General features: G+C 38.3%; 16 protein-coding genes. 10 read left to right on the top strand and 6 right to left on the bottom strand.

What is annotated here, in order from left to right; all coding sequences use genetic code 11:
* Positions 1-9: 9 nt before the first annotated feature.
* Positions 10-1017: an ATP-grasp domain-containing protein gene (locus DJ533_RS10850; RefSeq protein WP_065995026.1), complete on the bottom strand. Its 1008-nt coding sequence runs from the start codon at positions 1015-1017 to the stop codon at positions 10-12.
* A 357-nt stretch (positions 1018-1374) separates the two neighbouring features.
* Here DJ533_RS10850 and DJ533_RS10845 point away from each other — a divergent pair, with 357 nt between their 5' ends.
* The 7 genes from DJ533_RS10845 (at position 1375) to DJ533_RS10815 (ending at position 7685) form a co-directional block, all read left to right on the top strand.
* On the top strand, positions 1375-2610 hold the full coding sequence (locus DJ533_RS10845) for a TerD family protein (RefSeq protein WP_109849258.1): 1236 nt from the start codon (positions 1375-1377) through the stop codon (positions 2608-2610).
* Positions 2611-2656: 46 nt separating this feature from the next.
* Positions 2657-3232 carry a TerD family protein gene (locus DJ533_RS10840; RefSeq protein ID WP_065995111.1) on the top strand — a complete coding sequence of 192 codons (576 nt, stop codon included), beginning with the start codon at positions 2657-2659 and terminating at the stop codon, positions 3230-3232.
* 14 nt (positions 3233-3246) lie between these two features.
* A complete protein-coding gene (locus DJ533_RS10835; RefSeq protein WP_065995110.1) occupies positions 3247-4356 on the top strand; it encodes a DUF475 domain-containing protein in 1110 nt (369 codons plus the stop codon).
* 3 nt (positions 4357-4359) lie between these two features.
* The gene (locus DJ533_RS10830) at positions 4360-4938 is read left to right on the top strand and encodes a TerD family protein (protein ID WP_065995109.1); all 579 of its coding nucleotides are present in this window, start codon (positions 4360-4362) and stop codon (positions 4936-4938) included.
* A gap of 111 nt (positions 4939-5049) precedes the next feature.
* Positions 5050-6360, top strand: a complete 1311-nt coding sequence (locus DJ533_RS10825; RefSeq protein WP_065995108.1) for a vWA domain-containing protein — start codon at positions 5050-5052, stop codon at positions 6358-6360.
* Between the two features lie 11 nt (positions 6361-6371).
* Entirely contained in the window at positions 6372-7088 is a 717-nt protein-coding gene (locus DJ533_RS10820; protein ID WP_065995107.1) for a TIGR00266 family protein, read from the top strand.
* Between the two features lie 12 nt (positions 7089-7100).
* Positions 7101-7685 (top strand): TerD family protein, encoded by a 585-nt coding sequence (locus DJ533_RS10815; protein ID WP_065995106.1) that lies wholly within the window; start codon positions 7101-7103, stop codon positions 7683-7685.
* Between the two features lie 134 nt (positions 7686-7819).
* On the opposite strand, the gene benE is transcribed toward DJ533_RS10815, so the two are convergent.
* The 5 genes from benE to benA all read right to left on the bottom strand — a co-directional run bounded on the left by benE (position 7820) and on the right by benA (position 13021).
* On the bottom strand, positions 7820-9007 hold the full coding sequence (benE, locus tag DJ533_RS10810) for a benzoate/H(+) symporter BenE (protein ID WP_065995105.1): 1188 nt from the start codon (positions 9005-9007) through the stop codon (positions 7820-7822).
* A gap of 152 nt (positions 9008-9159) precedes the next feature.
* Complete coding sequence (locus DJ533_RS10805) at positions 9160-9945, bottom strand: 1,6-dihydroxycyclohexa-2,4-diene-1-carboxylate dehydrogenase (protein WP_065995104.1); 786 nt, start codon at positions 9943-9945, stop codon at positions 9160-9162.
* Between the two features lie 69 nt (positions 9946-10014).
* Positions 10015-11031 carry a benzoate 1,2-dioxygenase electron transfer component BenC gene (gene benC / locus DJ533_RS10800; protein WP_065995103.1) on the bottom strand — a complete coding sequence of 339 codons (1017 nt, stop codon included), beginning with the start codon at positions 11029-11031 and terminating at the stop codon, positions 10015-10017.
* Positions 11032-11124: 93 nt separating this feature from the next.
* A complete protein-coding gene (gene benB / locus DJ533_RS10795) occupies positions 11125-11625 on the bottom strand; it encodes a benzoate 1,2-dioxygenase small subunit (RefSeq protein ID WP_065995102.1) in 501 nt (166 codons plus the stop codon).
* Entirely contained in the window at positions 11609-13021 is a 1413-nt protein-coding gene (gene benA, locus DJ533_RS10790) for a benzoate 1,2-dioxygenase large subunit (protein WP_065995101.1), read from the bottom strand. The genes benB and benA overlap by 17 nt, the downstream gene beginning before the upstream one ends.
* Before the next feature lie 402 nt (positions 13022-13423).
* On the opposite strand from benA, the gene DJ533_RS10785 reads away from it, so the two are divergent.
* The 3 genes from DJ533_RS10785 to DJ533_RS10775 all read left to right on the top strand — a co-directional run bounded on the left by DJ533_RS10785 (position 13424) and on the right by DJ533_RS10775 (position 17488).
* On the top strand, positions 13424-14341 hold the full coding sequence (locus DJ533_RS10785; protein WP_065995100.1) for a LysR family transcriptional regulator: 918 nt from the start codon (positions 13424-13426) through the stop codon (positions 14339-14341).
* A gap of 370 nt (positions 14342-14711) precedes the next feature.
* Positions 14712-16085: an MFS transporter gene (locus DJ533_RS10780; RefSeq protein ID WP_065995099.1), complete on the top strand. Its 1374-nt coding sequence runs from the start codon at positions 14712-14714 to the stop codon at positions 16083-16085.
* Positions 16086-16186: 101 nt separating this feature from the next.
* On the top strand, positions 16187-17488 hold the full coding sequence (locus DJ533_RS10775) for a DcaP family trimeric outer membrane transporter (protein ID WP_065995098.1): 1302 nt from the start codon (positions 16187-16189) through the stop codon (positions 17486-17488).
* Positions 17489-17724 lie beyond the last annotated feature (236 nt).

Raw genomic sequence — 17724 nt, 5'->3', positions numbered from 1 at the left:
TAATTAATCTTAATCCATTTTAAAACTTTGTACTAAAGGCAATACTTTGACAGGGGAAATGGTTTTTTCACGCTGTAAATTGAGATTTAATTTTTGTGCAAAAAGTTCTGCAACCAAGTTCACCCCAGTATGTAAGGTATAGGCAAATCCACCTGCGGGACGTGCATTAATTTCTAAAATATGCCATTGCTGCTGTTGGTCTTTTTTAAATTGGATATTAATCAAACCGTCACAATGGAAATGTTGAACTAACTGTGTGCAAATTTTATGACAGGGATGTTGCAAAAAGCATTCTTGATGAAATTGATACTTAATACGAGTTACTTGTGCCAAGATTTTGCCTTGATCACAAGCAATGTCAACCGAACATTCTTCACCATCCAAATAAGGCATAACCAAATAATCAATGGGCTGTTTGAGCTGCGCATAGGCTTCAATAAATTGCTGTGTATTGGCGATAAATGGTGATTTAAAATGTTGAAAATAATCTATATCATCTTTTAAACATACAAAGCCAGCACCATACACCCCATGCACAGGTTTGACACAAATTTCACCAAATTGTTGTTTGGCTTGCGAAATTGCACTTTTTAATGTGTCGGATGAGTCCGCTTTGAGTGCAGGAATATAAGGCAAATTTAAAACTTTACATTTTTCCGTAAATGCAAATTTATCATCTATGCTTTCAAGTTGGTTGAGTGACATTGCCCCCGTAATCAATTTAACATTATGTTTTTCAAATTGTTGTCGGTACGGCTCAATATATTGCGCTCTTTTTCCACAAAATAGCACGTCAACTTTGTATTGAATACATTGTTGTAATAACCACTCGGCAGCATCCGCAATATCAGGTTGTTGAATAAAAAGATCAGCAACATCGTGTAATTCAGGTCGCAATAAATGATGTGAGCAAATGATTTTCAAATTGGTGGCAAGTGAAGAATCTTTTAAGGCTTGAATAATATCTTTTTGACAAGAAAAACTTTCAGCAATCCAAACGGTATAATGATCTTTCACGATAAACTTTATTCTCAACAAGGCAGGGGTTAAATCAAATAATAAAAACCTTCACAGTTTTTTAAGTATTTCTCAACATAAGAGAAATTAAACAACTTATAAAAGCAAGATAACTATTATTTTAAATCAATGAATAAAAGTGAGCGCAATATATAATTAAAATAGAATGACTTGCAATCTTTTTTTACTGATTATTTGTTTGTATTTTTGTTAAAAAAAAGATTTTTATACTATGGTCTGTCATATTTTTATGGTAAAACTAAGTGGTTCAAATATATTAAACCTACTTAGTTTAAATTTTGATTTCATTCAGAAATTCACTTTTTATAGATTTATAACAAAGTCTTTGAGGATAATATGCAATTGATTGCAGGTAGTAATCTTGGTTTAACGCAACAAAATGTTGAGATTTTAATAAAAACAAACGTTCCTGCGCATATTGATTTAGATATTACAGCTTACCAGTTGGCGCAAACTACGCAAAAAGTCCGTGGCGATCAAGACATGATCTTCTATGGACAACTAAACACTGCAAACCGTAGTGTCGTTTTAACTGAGTCTTTAAGTAAAACCCCTTATCTTGCAAAATTAAATTTCAATACGCCCTTAATTGATCCACAAATAAGCAAAGTTGCCATTTGTGCCACATTAAGCGAAGCATATGCAGTCAATGCTTTAGCACCGATTCAATTGGAAGTGTTGGAGAATGGTCAAGTTGTGGCAACTGCCACGGTAGAAACGCAACAGAAAACTGAAAAAGCGTTGATCTTAGCGGAAGTGTATAAGCACAATGATAAGTGGAAATTCCGTTTTGTAAATCAAGGCTTTAATGGTGGTTTGAAACCGTTAGCAGAAAATTTTGGTGTTGAAATTGCGGCAGATACGACCCAAGCTACGCCAACGCCAACGCCAACGCCAACGCCAACGCCAACGCCAACGCCAACGCCAACGCCAACGCCAACGCCAAGTTCAGGTTTAAATTTATCTAAAATTAAACTCGATAAGACCAATTCAAGTATCAACCTTACCAAAAAAGGAGTAGGTTTTGGTCGAATCTCGGTGAATCTCAACTGGAATCAAGGTCAACAAGCCCAATCAGGCTCATTCTTTAAAAAGTTAGTCGGCGGTAATAAAACCATCGATCTAGACCTTGGGGCAATGATTCAGTTTAAAGGTGGTCAGATTGCACTGGTACAACCTTTGGGTAATCAATTTGGACATTATGATCGTCCACCATTTATTCATTTAGATGGGGATGACCGTACAGGTGCGAGAAGCACAGGTGAAAACTTACATATTAATGGCGACCGTTGGGATGAAATTGAACGGATTGTGATTTATACCTATATTTATTCAGGTGTAGCACAGTGGGCAGCAACGGATGGTGTAGTGACGATTCGTATTCCAAATCAACCTGAAATTGAAGTACGTTTGACTGATGGTAATCATTTGACTACTTGTGCCATTGTCGAACTTAAAAATGTCGGTGGTAGTATTCAAGCCAACCGTGAAGTTCGTTATTTCCAAGATCAACAATATTTAGATCAACATTACCGCTTTGGCTTCCGTTGGACGCAAGGCTCTAAAGATTAATATTTAAATTTTTTAAACAACTTTCATAGATAAAAGGATATGCAACATGGCTATTTCTTTAAATAAAGGTGGAAATTTATCACTGAGTAAAACAGATCCATCTCTTTCTCACGTGCTTGTGGGTTTGGGTTGGGATGCCCGTGCAACCGATGGTGCTGATTTTGACTTGGACGCCTCTGCATTTTTATTAGGTGCGAATGATAAAGTTCGTGGTGAACATGACTTTATTTTCTATAACCAAACTCGTTCTCCTGAAGGTTCTGTTGAACATACAGGTGACAACCGTACAGGTGCAGGGGATGGTGATGATGAAGCCGTGAAAATCAATTTAGGTTTAGTGCCTGCGGATATTCAAAAAATTGCAATTACTGTCACCATTCATGACGCTGAACAACGTGGTCAAAACTTTGGTCAAGTACAAAATGCGTTCATTCGTGTGGTCAATGATCAAAGTAATGTTGAAATCGTGCGTTTTGATTTGAACGAAGACTATTCAACTGAAACAGCAATGGTGTTTGGTGAATTGTATCGTCATAACGGTGAATGGAAATTCCGTGCAGTGGGTCAAGGTTATGCAGGTGGCTTGCGTGCAATGTGCCATCAGTATGGCATTAGCATCTAAGATGAGTGGAATGAATGAAGCATTTTAGATTTTCGATAATTTTCACCGTTATATGTTTGGCAATCTCTGCATATTGGGGTTTTACTCACGGACCTGAAGCTGGTTTGATGATGATGCTTAAAGTACTTGCGATCACAGGTATTTTAGCCATCATGGAAGTGTCTTTGTCTTTTGATAATGCTGTGGTCAACGCCTCAGTATTGAAGCATTGGGATGCATTTTGGCGTAAGTTATTCTTAACTGTGGGGATCATCGTTGCTGTTTTTGGTATGCGACTGATCTTCCCATTACTCATTGTTGGTGTAACTGCTGATATGAGTATGCTTGAAGTGGCAAAACTTGCGCTGAATGACCCGAAAACTTATTCAGAAAAGCTGATGGCACATCATGCTGAAATTGCTGCTTTTGGTGGTATTTTCTTATTACTTGTGTTTTTAAACTTCCTTTTTGATGATGAAAAAGATGAACATTGGTTTCATTGGTTGGAGTCCAAACTGGCGGATTTAGGTAATATTCAAGCGATTTCAGTTTTTATTTCACTGATCGTACTATTAGTCATCGCAGGTTTTGTTCCAGATGCACAGCGTTTAGTTGTGGTGATGGCGGGAATCTGGGGTATCGTGGTGTATGTGGGTGTGCAAGTCATTGGACATTTACTTGAAGGCAGTGGCTCAGATGACGATGAGGACGAAAATGAGAAATCTACATCAAATGGCAACGCCACAGTTACAGGTACAGTGGTAAAAGGCGGTATCGGTGGCTTTTTATATCTAGAAGTTTTAGATGCTTCATTTAGTTTCGACGGTGTAATTGGTGCTTTCGCAATTACCAATGATGTTGTTGTGATTATGTTAGGTTTGGCAATTGGTGCGATGTTTGTTCGTTCTATGACCATTTACCTGGTTGAAAAAGGCACATTGGATGCCTATGTATATCTAGAGCATGGTGCACATTATGCAATTGGTGCTCTGGCATTGATTATGTTGGCAAGTGGTACAGGTGTGCATGTACCAGAAGTTGTCACAGGATTAATTGGTGTGGCGTTCATCGTATGGGCGGTTTTCTCATCAATTTCTTATAGTAAAAAGCAGCAACAACTCGAATCAAATCAAGAAGGAAATTAAAAAATGGCAATTAGTTTATCTAAAGGCGGTAACATTAACCTCTCTAAAACTGCACCTACCATGAACAAGGTAGATTTAGGTTTAGGTTGGAATCCACGTGTAACTGACGGTAAAGCATTTGACTTAGATGCTGTGGCATTTTTAACAGATGAAAATGGCAAAGTAACAGGTGACGGTGGTTTTATTTTCTTTAACCAAAAAGTTTCTCCATGTGGTTCTGTCACCCATCAAGGTGACAACCGTACGGGTGATGGCGACGGTGATGATGAAACGATTTCTGTAGATTTGTCTAAAGTTCCTGCGGATATCGCAAAAGTGGTATTTGCAGTGACGATCCATGAAGGTCAACAAAACGGTCAAAACTTTGGTCAAGTGGATAAAGCGTATATCCGTGTGATCAACCAAGATGCAAATGGCGAAGAACTTGCACGTTTTGACTTGTCTGAAGATGGTAGCACTGAAGTTGCGATGATTTTTGGTGAATTGTACCGTCACAGTGGTGAGTGGAAATTCAAAGCAGTAGGTCAAGGCTTTAACGGTGGTTTAGGTGCATTGGCTGCAAGCTATGGCGTTGCTGTTTAAGTTGTAATTTAAACACAAGTACTAAAAGAGCAATCTTTTAGTACTTGAAAATGATTTTATTCCTTTGGCTGTTTTATAGATTATTTTCAAGTACTAAAATAGAGAACAATTATGCAATTGGTTTCAGGACAAAAGTTCGCATTGGCACAACTGTTACAGTCTACTTTACAATTTACTGTACGCGTTCAAGTGCAAGCCAGTTTTGAGATTGATGTCTCTAGCTTCGGTTTGGGGGGAAATAATAAGCTCTATCATGATGATTATATGACTTTTTATAATCAGCCTAAAACGCCTGAACAAGAAGTACAATATTTTCACAAAGCCCAACAGCATATTTTTCAATTTGATCTGAGTCAGATTGATATTCAAAAAACACCTCGATTTGTTATTTGTGCGACAACTGACCATGTAACTTTAAACAATATTCAACACATTCAAGTCGAGTTACTGAATTTACACGCGCAAGTTTTGGCAAGTTACCAACTTACAAGTACACATTTCCAGCAAGAAAAAGCTGCTATGTTGTGTGAAATCTATTTTAAAAATGCTGATTGGCGTATGGCTGCGATAGGTCAAGGCTTTAATGGTGGGTTAAAGGCTTTGGTTGAATATTTTGGTGGAGAAGTTGCAGATGAGAATACACCTGTTCAAATGGAACATGCGATAACTTCACAAAGCATTTCTTCAAGCACATCGACTTTAGATTTAAAGAAAAAAGTAGTTTTAGATAAGATCGAAAAATCTGCACCACAACTTTTAGACCTCACCAAAAAATCATTGCTGAGTTTAGAAAAAAATAATTTATTGGGTGTCAAAGCGCGTGTGGCGTTGGTACTAGATTATTCAGGTTCGATGAATCAGCAATATAAAAAGGGTGATGTGCAAAAAGTTTTAGATCGCATTATGCCTTTAGCGGTGAATTTTGATGATGATGGTAGTTTTGAATGTTGGGCATTTGCACAGCATGCTTTACGTTTAAGCGATGTACATTTAGGCAATTTAAAAAACTATATCAATACAGAACAGGGTGGGCATAAAAAATGGGACGCAGGCGCACGTTTTAATAATGAACCTGCTGCGCTCCATGCAGTTATAGATTATTTCAGCAAAGAAAGTCCATCAGAATTGCCTGTATATGTGGTGTTTATTTCAGATGGTGGCGTGTCTGAAACCAAAAAGATCAAACAGATTTTAAAAGATGCTTCAAATCAAGCGATATTTTGGCAGTTTGTCGGCATCGGCGGGCGTAACTACGGTGCGTTAGAACAGTTAGATGAGATGGCAGGACGTGTGGTTGATAATTGTAATTTCTTTGCGATGGACAATATTGACAGTATGCCTGAGGCGCAACTGTATGATTTATTGTTAAATGAATTTCCAATGTGGCTCAAAGCTGCACAACAGAAAAATATAATCAAATAGGACAGAGAGCAATGGCAACATTTACTTTAGTCGGTAGTCCAGAACCTTTTTTGCATGTCAATATGAGACATGGTGAGTCAATTTACTGTGAGTCGGATGCAATGGTAATGGTCGAGCAAAATCTCGAAGTCACAGGCAAATTACGTGGCGGTGTCTTTCAGGCATTCATGCGTAAATTTACTTCGGGTGAGTCCTTATTTCAGCAGCAAATTAAGGCATCGAAAGGCGATGGTGAATGTTTGTTATCCCCAAATTTAGATGGTGATATGCAGATTTTAGATGTAGGACAACGCCAATATATTTTATCAGATGGGGCATTTGTTGCTGCAACTGAACATACCAATATCAAAGCCAAAGTGCAAAGCAATATTGGCGGTGCGTTGTTCGGTGGGACTGGTGGTTTTGTGGTGATGGAAACCAGTGGGCAGGGACAAGTCTGTATCTCAGGTAGTGGGACATTACTTGAGCTAGATATTACGCCTGAACAAGGTGAGGTGACGATTGATAATGGTCATGTTGCGGCATGGGATGCGTCTTTAAATTATAACATTGGCATGCCGACCTCAGGCGGAGGTGGCATTGTTGGAAATATTTTTAATAGTCTCACCAGTGGCGAAGGTTTAGTAATTAAGTTTCGTGGGCATGGCAAAGTAATTGTTTGCTCTCGAAATCGTGCAAGTTATTTACAATGGTTGGCATCGGCTTTAGGTCGTGGAAATTCAAACTAAAGGAAACAATAAATGGGTATTAGTCTCGTTAAAGGTCAAAAAATTTCGTTAGAAAAACCTGATGGTTCTTCATTAACTAAAATTTATTTGGGTGCTGGTTGGGACGTTGCGAAAGGCGGCGGCTTTTTAGGTGGTTTATTTGGTGGTGGCGGTTCAATTGATTTGGACGCTTCTGCAATTTTATTTGATGCCAATAAACAAGTAATTGATAATGTTTGGTTTGCTCAGCTTCGTAGCCGTGATGGCAGTATTCAGCATTCTGGTGACAACTTAACAGGTGAAGGTGATGGTGATGATGAGAAAATCTTTGTCGACTTGACACGTGTTCCTGCACAAGTTCAACAAATTGTATTTACAATTAGTAGCTTCCGTGGTCAAACTTTTGAAAAAGTTGAGAATGCATTTTGTCGTGTAGTGGATGAAACTAACAATACTGAAGTTGCAAAATATAATTTGTCAGCACAAGGTAATTACACAGCTTTGATTATTGCGAAAGTATATCGTCATAATAATGCTTGGAAAATGGCTGCGATTGGTGAGACCTGTAATGGTAAAACCATTCATGATATCGTTCCTGCAGTGTTACCTTTATTATAATTGATAATTTTTAGTGATTTAAAAGTCTGATTTTTTAAACTAGACTTATATTTAACACTATATTATTTAAAAAGTTCACTTAAAATTAATTTAGGTGAACGATTTTATTTAGTGCTTACAATTTCAGTTTGAACTTACTGCACTTTTTGATGTTTAGTTAAGATTAAATGTGCCACAATGCCAATACAAATGCCCCAAAATACCGAACTTAAACCTAGAAAGCTCATACCCGAAGCTGTTGCTAAAAAGGTTAATAGTGCTGCATCACGTTGATTTTCATTCTTCATCGATACGGCCATATTGGTAGAAATCGCACCGAGAAGCGCAAGTCCTGCCAAAGCTGCAACCAATTCTTTTGGCAGTAAAGTAAAAAGCATCACAATACTGCCTGCGAATAAACCACCTAATATATAAAAGATTCCATTGGCAATCCCTGCAATATAACGCTTTTCTTTTAGTTCATGTGCATCTTTGCCCATACACAAGGCTGCTGTAATTGATGCCAAGACAATGGTAATCCCACCCACACAAGCTACAGCCATAGAAGCTAAACTTGTGGTAGTAATAATCGGTTTGGCAGGGGTGTCATAACCACTGAGTTTCATGATCGCCATGCCAGGTAGAAACTGCCCCGACAAGCTGACTAAAGTCAGTGGAATGGCAAGATTGAGCGTTGAGTTCCATGTCCATTCAGGCATGATAAACTGAGGAATTGCCAATGAAAAATCGACATTGACAGGATTCATTTTGCCCAAAGCCAAGCTTAAAATCACGCCTGAAATCAATACAAAAATCATGGCATAACGGGGATTGATACGTTTTGCGACCAAGTAGACCATAAGCATACCAAACACGATGATGGGCATGGTGTCTGTGGCTTTAAATAAACCTAACCCAAATTGAAATAAAATCCCTGCCATCATACCTGCGGCAACATCGTGTGGAATCCATTTCAATAATTTATCAAATGAGCCAGAGATGCCAATCAAGAAAATCACCACGGCTGAGGTGATATAAGCAGCAACGGCTTCATTTAAAGAAATATCTGGAAATAGGGTGACGAGCAGCGCCGTACCGGGTGCAGACCATGCAGTAATGACAGGCACTTTAAATTTGATGGATAAAAATATCCCTGCAACTGCTGCACCAATTGAAATGCCCCAAATCCATGAAATCATCATGGCATGACTGACATTGGCTTGTTGAGCAGCTTGGAAAAAAATAATCAGGGGACCTGAATAGGAAATCAAGACTGCTAGAAAGCCTGCAACTGTGGCTGAAATTGACCAATCTTGTTTTAAGGTTTTAAACAGGGTTGCCATTAAGCATCTGCCTCCATGCATGTTTAATTCAATGATCCTGCTGAATTATGTTTAAAATTTTGTTCAATCATGTATTTACTAAAAAGTAAAATCCACATCGTGATGCAGATTTTAATTATTTAATATTTTCAATGTGATATGGTAAATAAGTTTTACCCCTGATCTCCACCACCAACAGGAACGACCGTGCCTGTAATATAAGATGATTCATCTGAAGCTAAGAATAAAATTGCATTCACTTGTTCTTGAATCGTACCGTATCGACCAAGGAAAGTACGATCAATGGTTTGATCTACTACTTCTTGCATCCATTGTTTCTCATTGTCTGATAATGGATTTGCATTGCGTGGGACTTTACGTGGAGGTGCTTCTGTACCGCCTGTGGCAACAGCATTGATACGAATACCGTCTTTGGCGTGTTCAAAAGCAATCGCTGCGGTCAGTGCATTGACACCACCTTTTGATGCCGAGTAAGGTACACGGTTAATTCCTCGTGTTGCAATCGAGGATACATTTACAATCGTACCTTGTTGATTTTTAATCATTTCAGGCAATACTGCACGGCAACACCAGAGTGTTGGGAACAAGGAGCGATTGACTTCCTTGATGATTTCTTCTTCAGAAAACTCTTGGAAAGGTTTCATCCAGATTGCACCGCCAACATTGTTGATTAAAACATCAACACGACCATATTTTTCAATCGCTTTAGCGACAACAGATTGAGCGCCTGTAAAAGTTTCTAAATCTGCTTTAATCGTGATCGCATCACCTTGATGCTGCAAAACTTCAGCTAAAACTTCGTCTACAATTTCAGCGCGATCTGCGAGTATCACTTGTGCGCCTTCAGTTGCAATTTGTAAGGCAACACCACGTCCGATGCCTTGGGCTGCACCTGTAACGATCACGACTTTATTTAAAAATCTTTGTGGGTTTGACATTTTATTCTCCTAAATGATTGAATACTAATTAAATGAAAGCCTAGTGCGATGACTAGGCTTATGAATACATCAATTTGCAGAGAATTTTTCAAATAAGAAATTGGCAGGTTTTACACCTTCCGTATCTAACCAACCACGGACAGCTTCAACCATTGGAACTGGACCACAAAGGTAAATATCGACATCACCGGCATTTAACCATTCATTTTCAATATGTGCAGTGACATAGCCTTTACGTTCATGGTTTGAGTCAGGATGTGCAATCACCGTACGGTATTCGAACCAAGAAAATTTTTCTTGTAATTCATTGAGTTTTTCAATCGCAACAAGGTCGCAATCATTGGTTGCACCGAAGACTAAACGTACTGGTTGTTCAGAACCTTTTTCTTCTAGAACTTGTAGCATTGACATAAATGGTGCAATACCTGTACCCCCTGCAAGCATAAGAACAGGGCGCACTACATTACGTAAATAGAAGCTACCAAAAGGACCTGTGAATGTCATTTTGTCGCCAACTTGAGCATTTGCACTTAAAAACTCGCTCATTTTACCATTAGGTACATTACGCACAACAAAGCCTGTTAAGCGGTTGCTTGGTTTTGAACTAAATGAATAAGAGCGTGTTTCTGTTGTGCCTGGCAATGCAACATTGACATATTGACCTGCAAGGAAATGAATATCTGGCTGACCTTCATCGAGTTGAATATCAAAGGTAATGGTTGAGTCAGATAGATTTTCTACACGTGCCAGAGTACCTTGGAATGCATGAATTTGTGTTTTACAGACATCCGAAGTGGCTTGGATTTGGAATACAGCATCAGATTTGGGTTTACATTGGCACGCCAAAATGTAGCCTTGTTCTGCTTCTTCAGGGGTTAAAGCATCTTCAATATAGTTTTCTTCAGGCATGTCATAAGTGCCAGACTCACAAAACGCACGGCATGTACCGCAAGCACCATCACGGCAGTCTAAAGGAATGTTAATTTTTTGGCGATAGGCTGCATCAGATAAAGTTTCACCTTGAGCAACACTAATAAAACGAGTAACGCCATCTTCAAATTGAAGTGCAACATTGTGGTTTGACATGGCTAGAATCCTACTTAAACTGTGATACTTTTGACATTCAGCATAGGGAGTTTGCTGAATGTCATCCTTGTTTGTTTTTAGAGGTGGTCAATATCAGAGGTGATAAATATCAATAACTTGGTTGATATAATCATTTTTTAACACCACATATTTACTTAAAATTTGTGGTTGTTCACCTGAGAAATCAATCTCATAGCGTGACATGCCAAAGTAGCTATAACTGTTTTTGTAGCGGAAACTTAACGTGTTCCAGTTAAAACGTACTGTGACTTTGTCACCATCACGTTCTACGACTTCAACATTAGCAATGTTGTGTGCAGTACGTGTATCAGGCATGGTTGCAGATGAACGTTCGGTTTTGATACGAAATACACGATCTTCTAAGCCTTGACGGTCAGGGTAGTAAATCAATGAGATTTCAGCTTGTGGATCTTCAGTGAGTTTATCGTCATCATCCCAAGCAGGCATCCAAAATGATGCTGTAGGCGCATAACAATTTAACCAATCATCCCATTGTTCATCATCTAAAAAACGTGCTTCACGGTAGAGGAACTGGGCGATATTTTCTAAAGATGCTTTATCTTGTGCACTCATGCTGTTTCTCCTTGTCAGCCGTTTCTAATTCTGCAAGTTCTTTTTCAGCAGAAATTGCATGTTTCATGGTTTTGAGCCAATATTGATGTTGAGCAAGATATAAGCCTTCATCTTCAGTTTTGATACAGCTCAATGCAGGTTTTAAACCAATTTCATTTGCAGCATCATCAGGACCTTGAATCCAATGTTTTGAACCACGGCACATGTCGTTCCATTCAAGTTCAATGCCTGCATAACCTGCTTGACATGCACGGAATTCTTCAAGGTCATCTGGTGTTGCCATACCAGAGGCATTAAAGAAATCTTCATATTGGCGGATACGGCGTGCACGCGCTTCAGGTGCTTCACCGACAGGCGCAATACAATAAATCGTCACTTCAGTTTTATTGACTGAGATCGGGCGTAATACACGGATTTGTGAGCCAAACTGATCCATCAAATAGACATTTGGATAGAGGCATAAGTTACGTGAACGTTCAATCATCCATTTCGACATCGGTGCGCCAAATTTTGCAGTATATTCTTCAGCTTTAGGGTAGTTTGGACGGTCTTCTGGGTTTGCCCATTGTGTCCAAAGTAGCATGTGACCATGATCAAAACCGTATGAACCACCACCTTGTTTTCCCCAAGAACCAGCGCTCATTGCACGCACATTATCAAGCTCTTGTTGCTTTTCTTTACGATGTTGTGTGGTTGCGGCATAGTTCCAATGCACCGCAGATACGTGATAACCATCTGCACCATTTTCAGCAGTGAGTTTCCAGTTACCTTCGTAGGTGTAGGTTGATGAACCACGTAAAACTTCTAAACCTTTTTCAGATTGATCAACAATCATGTCAATGATTTTTGTGGTTTCACCTAAGAATTCTTCTAAAGATGGTACATCAGGATTTAAGCTGCCAAATAAAAATCCTTTATAGCTTTCAAAGCGTGCCACTTTTTTCAGATCATGTGAGCCTTCTTTATTAAAGCAATCTGAATAACCTGCATCGCTTGGGTCTTTAACTTTGAGTAATTTACCTGAGTTGTTAAATGTCCAACCATGGAAGGGACAGGTATAGGTTGCTTTATTGCCACGTTTATAACGGCAAAGCTGCGCACCGCGATGAGAGCATGCATTGATCATAGAATTCAATTCACCATTACGATTGCGTGCAATGATGATTGGTTGACGACCAATATGGGTTGTGTAGTAATCGTTGTTATTTGGAATTTGACTTTCATGTGCCAAATACACCCAATTTCCTTCGAAAATGTATTTCATTTCAAGGTCAAATAAAGTTTGATCAGTAAATACTGAACGGTGAAGTTTAAATTCACCTGTTTCGAAGTCATCGACAAGAAGCTCATCAATGCGATCAAGATGACTGGTATTAATTACTGGAATACGTGGCATGTCCGTTCTCCGACTGTCCAAATGTGGGCAAGATCCGAATCATTTTCAAACATTAAAAAAATTTCGGGTCTAAATAGGTTTTTAAATCAAAAAATAAGGTTTACTAAAATGCGATAAATCAACTTCATTTATTTTTCTAATAGATTTGAGGTGATAATTCATACTATGCTCCTAGCGTATGAGACATCCTGAGCGACAAGCATTCCTTTTGTAGCTGGCTGACAGGCTGGCTTAAATGTATCTGCAACGCATTTATTCTTTTTAAGGTTCGGAATGAAATTCCGTTTAAAAAAACTTCACTTTGCTGCTTATTTGCTTCATGCTATATACCTTAAATGAATGAATTAGGTCTTGTCGAAGATCAAATATGTATTTTTTTATACTTTAAAGGTATTTGTTGTCATGGAACTTAGACACTTACGTTATTTTGTTGCCGTAGTTGAAGAACAGAGTTTCACCAAAGCTGCTGAAAAACTATTCATTGCGCAGCCACCATTGAGCCGTCAGATTCAAAATTTGGAAAATGAGTTGGATGTTCAACTGTTTGTGAGAGGTAGTCGTCCGCTTAAGACCACAGAGGCAGGTCAATTCTTCTATCAACACGCTGTTAAACTTTTGTCTAATGCGGAAGAAGTTAAATCTATGACCAAACGGGTTGGACTTGCTGATCGTACATTAAATATCGGTTTTGTCGGTTCACTCTTGTTCGGTTTACTTTCAAATATTGTTTATTTGTTTAAACAACAAAATCGTGATGTCAAAATCGAAATGATTGAAATGACCACCACAGATCAAATCGAAGCATTGAAAGAAGGACGCATAGATGTTGGTTTTGGACGTTTGCGTATCTCTGATCCAGCCGTAAAACGCGTATTACTACGTGAAGAGCCTTTAATGGTGGCTGTGCATGGCAGCAGTCCTTTGGTACGTCAATATAAAGATGGCATCCATTTGGCTGATTTATTAGATCAACGCATGCTTTTATATCCAAATCACCATAAACCAAACTTTTCGACACAAGTTCGGCATCTTTTTTCTGAGTATGGGTTGGACTTAAAAAATGTACGAGAAGTCCGTGAGCTGCAATTAGCACTTGGTTTCGTGGCAGCAGCAGAAGGTATTTCAATTGTTCCAAGCAGTGCACAAAATATTCATTTGTCTCACTTACACTTTATTCCATTACTCGATGATGCTGCAGTTAGCCCGATTTTTATGGCAATGCGCAATATGGATGAAAATAGTGATATTCACTCTTTATTTGACTGTGTATATCAAGTTTATGATTTAGAACATATCGAATATGATCGGCGAGTGCTTTAAGTACTCGTCAGATTTTAAGCTTAAAATTTTTATAAAAGCCCCAAAAAATTATAATTAATAAAAATAAAGTTATGTTCATATATGAAGAATAAATATCATCATTATTTTAATTTTTTCATATTTTATTAATTAATTATCTTAGTGTGAATATATTTTAAATAATAATTTATAAACTAATTAAAATGATTTTTTATTTAACTTTTGAATTTAATCTAAAGTTTACATTATTTAACTTATTGTTATTTAAAATATAAAAATAAATTCTACTTTTAAGGTATACATTTATACGCAATCGGTTTTGGACTTTAATAATAGTTTAATTCATTGTTTGAGAAATTTTAAACCGTTCACGCGCAGGAGGCGCAAGTGCATGGCGAATCTCAATATAAATACAATTGTGGATGAGGCGAAGTTCACCCCATTTCATTGGAATGTCCTGATTTGGTGTTTGTTAATTATTATTTTTGATGGTTATGATCTGGTGATTTATGGCGTTGCCTTACCATTATTGATGCAAGAATGGGGCTTAACGGCTGTACAAGCGGGAATGCTTGCCAGTACGGCTTTATTTGGCATGATGTTTGGTGCAATGTCTTTTGGAACATTGTCCGATAAATTAGGTCGTAAGGAAACCATTATGATCTGTGTGGCAATTTTCAGTGGTTTTACTTTCTTAGGTGCTTTTGCTTCCAATCCAATCGAGTTCGGTATTTTACGGTTCTTGGCTGGCTTAGGTATTGGTGGTGTGATGCCAAATGTCGTGGCACTCATGACTGAATATGCACCGAAAAAAATCCGCAGTATTTTGGTTGCCGTGATGTTCAGTGGTTATGCCATTGGTGGAATGGCTTCGGCATTACTTGGAGCATGGTTAGTAACAGATTATGGTTGGAAAATCATGTTCTATATCGCAGGTATTCCATTTATTGCGCTGCCTATTATTTGGAAATTTTTACCTGAATCGTTAATGTTTTTGACCAATAAAGGCAAAACTGAAAAAGTCCGCCAAACTGTACAAAAAATTGCACCTGAAAAAGTCATCACTGCTGATACGGTATTCGTGTTAAATGAAGCAACAGCAGGAGATGAAGCACCATTACGTGCTTTATTTCAGCAAGGGCGTACCTTTAGCACCCTCATGTTTTGGGTTGCGTTCTTTATGTGTTTACTCATGGTATATGCTTTAGGCAGTTGGTTGCCAAAACTGATGATCCAAGCAGGCTATTCACTCGGCGCAAGTATGCTTTTCCTATTCGCCTTAAACATTGGTGGAATGGTTGGTGCAATTGGTGGAGGTGTATTGTCTGACCGATTCCATTTAAAACCTGTACTCACGATTATGTTTACGGTGGGTGCAATTGCATTAATTTTACTGGGTTTCAAAAGTCCACAAGCCATTCTTTACACCTTAATCGCTATCGCTGGTGCTGCCACAATTGGTTCACAAATTTTACTGTATACCTTCGTTGCGCAGTTTTACCCAGCAGCAGTACGCTCAACAGGTATGGGATGGGCATCGGGAATTGGGCGTATTGGTGCAATTGTTGGACCAGTCTTAACAGGTGCTTTGCTGACTTTGCAACTGCCACATCAAATGAACTTTATGGCAATCGCAATTCCCGGTGTGATCGCAGCTTTAGCTATTTTTTGGGTGAATTTAAAAGCATCGGTAGATCAAACAAAAACTGTGAAACAGTTGTCATTGGTTGAAAATGAATCAGTGATTAAATCTTCTGTCAATTAAACCAAAGAAAAATAATTTAAATTTTCTTTAGTTTTTGAATCAGATACATTTAAAAGTGGCATCAAAGGATGATGCTACTATGATTAAGAAATGAGGTTTGGATGAAGACTCACAACAAAAGCTTGAAAGTTAAAACACTGTTATTGGCAATCGGTGTTTGTAGTGCAGCAATGTCACATGCAAAAGAAGCAGATCCTGAAATTGAGCAGTTACGTAATGAAATTAATGAATTACGTCAATTACTAAATCAGCAAAGCCAACAACAGCAGCAACAAGCGGTTCAGCTACAGAATTATCAAACTGAAAAAGTTCAGCTTTCAAACAAAGATAATGCCGTTCAGCGCAGTGGTTTAACCCTCACTAAAGGTGGTGCTGAAATGACTTTTTACGGCAATGTGCGAGCAGATTTGCAGTATCAAATTGAGGGTGGTCCTGCCAGCCGAATCTACAACCAAATCAGTACTGTTGCCTTGGATGGTGTGAGTGAAAATAGTGACAACTTAAAATCAACATTGTCAGCAACACGTTTAGGTTTTGATTTTAAAACGCCAACAACAGCAGGCGATGTTGGTGGTAAAGTTGAAGTCGACTTTTTGGGTGGTTCATCATTAGATACATTGCGTATTCGTCATGCATATTTAACTTATGGCAATTGGTTGATTGGTCAAACGTGGTCAAACTTTGCACCACCAGACTTTATGCCAGAATCCATTGATGCATTAGGTTTTGTCGGTGGGGCGGTGAAACGTACACCACAAGTACGCTATACCCAAAAGTTAAATGCTGATACTAACTTTGTTTATGCATTAGAAGATTCTAAAGATGCAAGTTCTGATATGCGCTTACCTGCATTCACAGCAAGAGCAAACCATAAATTTTCAGATAGTCTTTTGTTGAGCGCACGTGGTATGGTTACTGAAAAACGTACCAAAGCAGATGAAGAAGCAGCTTGGGGCGTGGGTGTTGGGGTTAAATATGATGTAACACCAAAAACATCAATTAAAGCAGATTATTATCATGTTAATGGTGACAGTAGCTTCGTGTCTTGGACGAACCAAGGTTTTGTCACAGATGCAAATAATCAAATTCTTGAAACCAATGAGTTTGATTCGATCACTGTGGGGATTACACAGCAATTTAATGAAAAACTACGTGGTACTTTAGGCTATGGTTATATGAAAGCGGATAATAATGACCGCTATATTAATGCACTTGCAGATAAAACCAAAGCCAATAAAGACTTGTGGCAAGCTTGGGGAAATGTTTTCTATAGCCCAGTCAAACCGATTAGTTTAGGTGTCGAATATGTCTTTGGTGAACGTGAAGCATTTGGTGCTGCACCGAATGGTAGCAAAACTGGTGAGGACAACCGTGTAAATGCAGTCGCAATTTATAACTTCTAGTTGATATAAATTGTACTAGTTTTATCCAATAAGCTGAGTTTGGCTTATTGGATTTTTAATTTTAATCTATAGTTCTGAGTTGTGGTTTAAATAGTTACCCTATGCCCACCTATATATGCACTTTAATGTCACATAATGTAATGGGAAAAAGCTTTTGATGTTTGAACAAGGGCAATTAAAGAGATTAAATTAAACTCGTCTTGTCATAAAATAGTTTGATTGTATTTTATTCAAAA

This window comes from Acinetobacter defluvii (assembly GCF_001704615.3).
Classification (GTDB): domain Bacteria; phylum Pseudomonadota; class Gammaproteobacteria; order Pseudomonadales; family Moraxellaceae; genus Acinetobacter; species Acinetobacter defluvii.
This window is presented reverse-complemented; position numbering and strand designations above follow the sequence as displayed.

Bases quoted from the DNA above. Each gene is read 5' to 3' on its own strand.
- DJ533_RS10825 (WP_065995108.1), top strand. From the start codon at position 5,050: ATGCAATTGGTTTCAGGACAAAAGTTCGCATTGGCACAACTGTTACAG.
- DJ533_RS10785 (WP_065995100.1), top strand. From the start codon at position 13,424: ATGGAACTTAGACACTTACGTTATTTTGTTGCCGTAGTTGAAGAACAG.
- benC (WP_065995103.1), bottom strand. From the start codon at position 11,031: ATGTCAAACCACAATGTTGCACTTCAATTTGAAGATGGCGTTACTCGT.
- benB (WP_065995102.1), bottom strand. From the start codon at position 11,625: ATGAGTGCACAAGATAAAGCATCTTTAGAAAATATCGCCCAGTTCCTC.
- benE (WP_065995105.1), bottom strand. From the start codon at position 9,007: ATGGCAACCCTGTTTAAAACCTTAAAACAAGATTGGTCAATTTCAGCC.
- DJ533_RS10815 (WP_065995106.1), top strand. From the start codon at position 7,101: ATGGGTATTAGTCTCGTTAAAGGTCAAAAAATTTCGTTAGAAAAACCT.
- DJ533_RS10835 (WP_065995110.1), top strand. From the start codon at position 3,247: ATGAAGCATTTTAGATTTTCGATAATTTTCACCGTTATATGTTTGGCA.
- DJ533_RS10775 (WP_065995098.1), top strand. From the start codon at position 16,187: ATGAAGACTCACAACAAAAGCTTGAAAGTTAAAACACTGTTATTGGCA.
- DJ533_RS10820 (WP_065995107.1), top strand. From the start codon at position 6,372: ATGGCAACATTTACTTTAGTCGGTAGTCCAGAACCTTTTTTGCATGTC.
- DJ533_RS10780 (WP_065995099.1), top strand. From the start codon at position 14,712: ATGGCGAATCTCAATATAAATACAATTGTGGATGAGGCGAAGTTCACC.
- DJ533_RS10845 (WP_109849258.1), top strand. From the start codon at position 1,375: ATGCAATTGATTGCAGGTAGTAATCTTGGTTTAACGCAACAAAATGTT.
- DJ533_RS10830 (WP_065995109.1), top strand. From the start codon at position 4,360: ATGGCAATTAGTTTATCTAAAGGCGGTAACATTAACCTCTCTAAAACT.
- DJ533_RS10840 (WP_065995111.1), top strand. From the start codon at position 2,657: ATGGCTATTTCTTTAAATAAAGGTGGAAATTTATCACTGAGTAAAACA.
- DJ533_RS10805 (WP_065995104.1), bottom strand. From the start codon at position 9,945: ATGTCAAACCCACAAAGATTTTTAAATAAAGTCGTGATCGTTACAGGT.
- benA (WP_065995101.1), bottom strand. From the start codon at position 13,021: ATGCCACGTATTCCAGTAATTAATACCAGTCATCTTGATCGCATTGAT.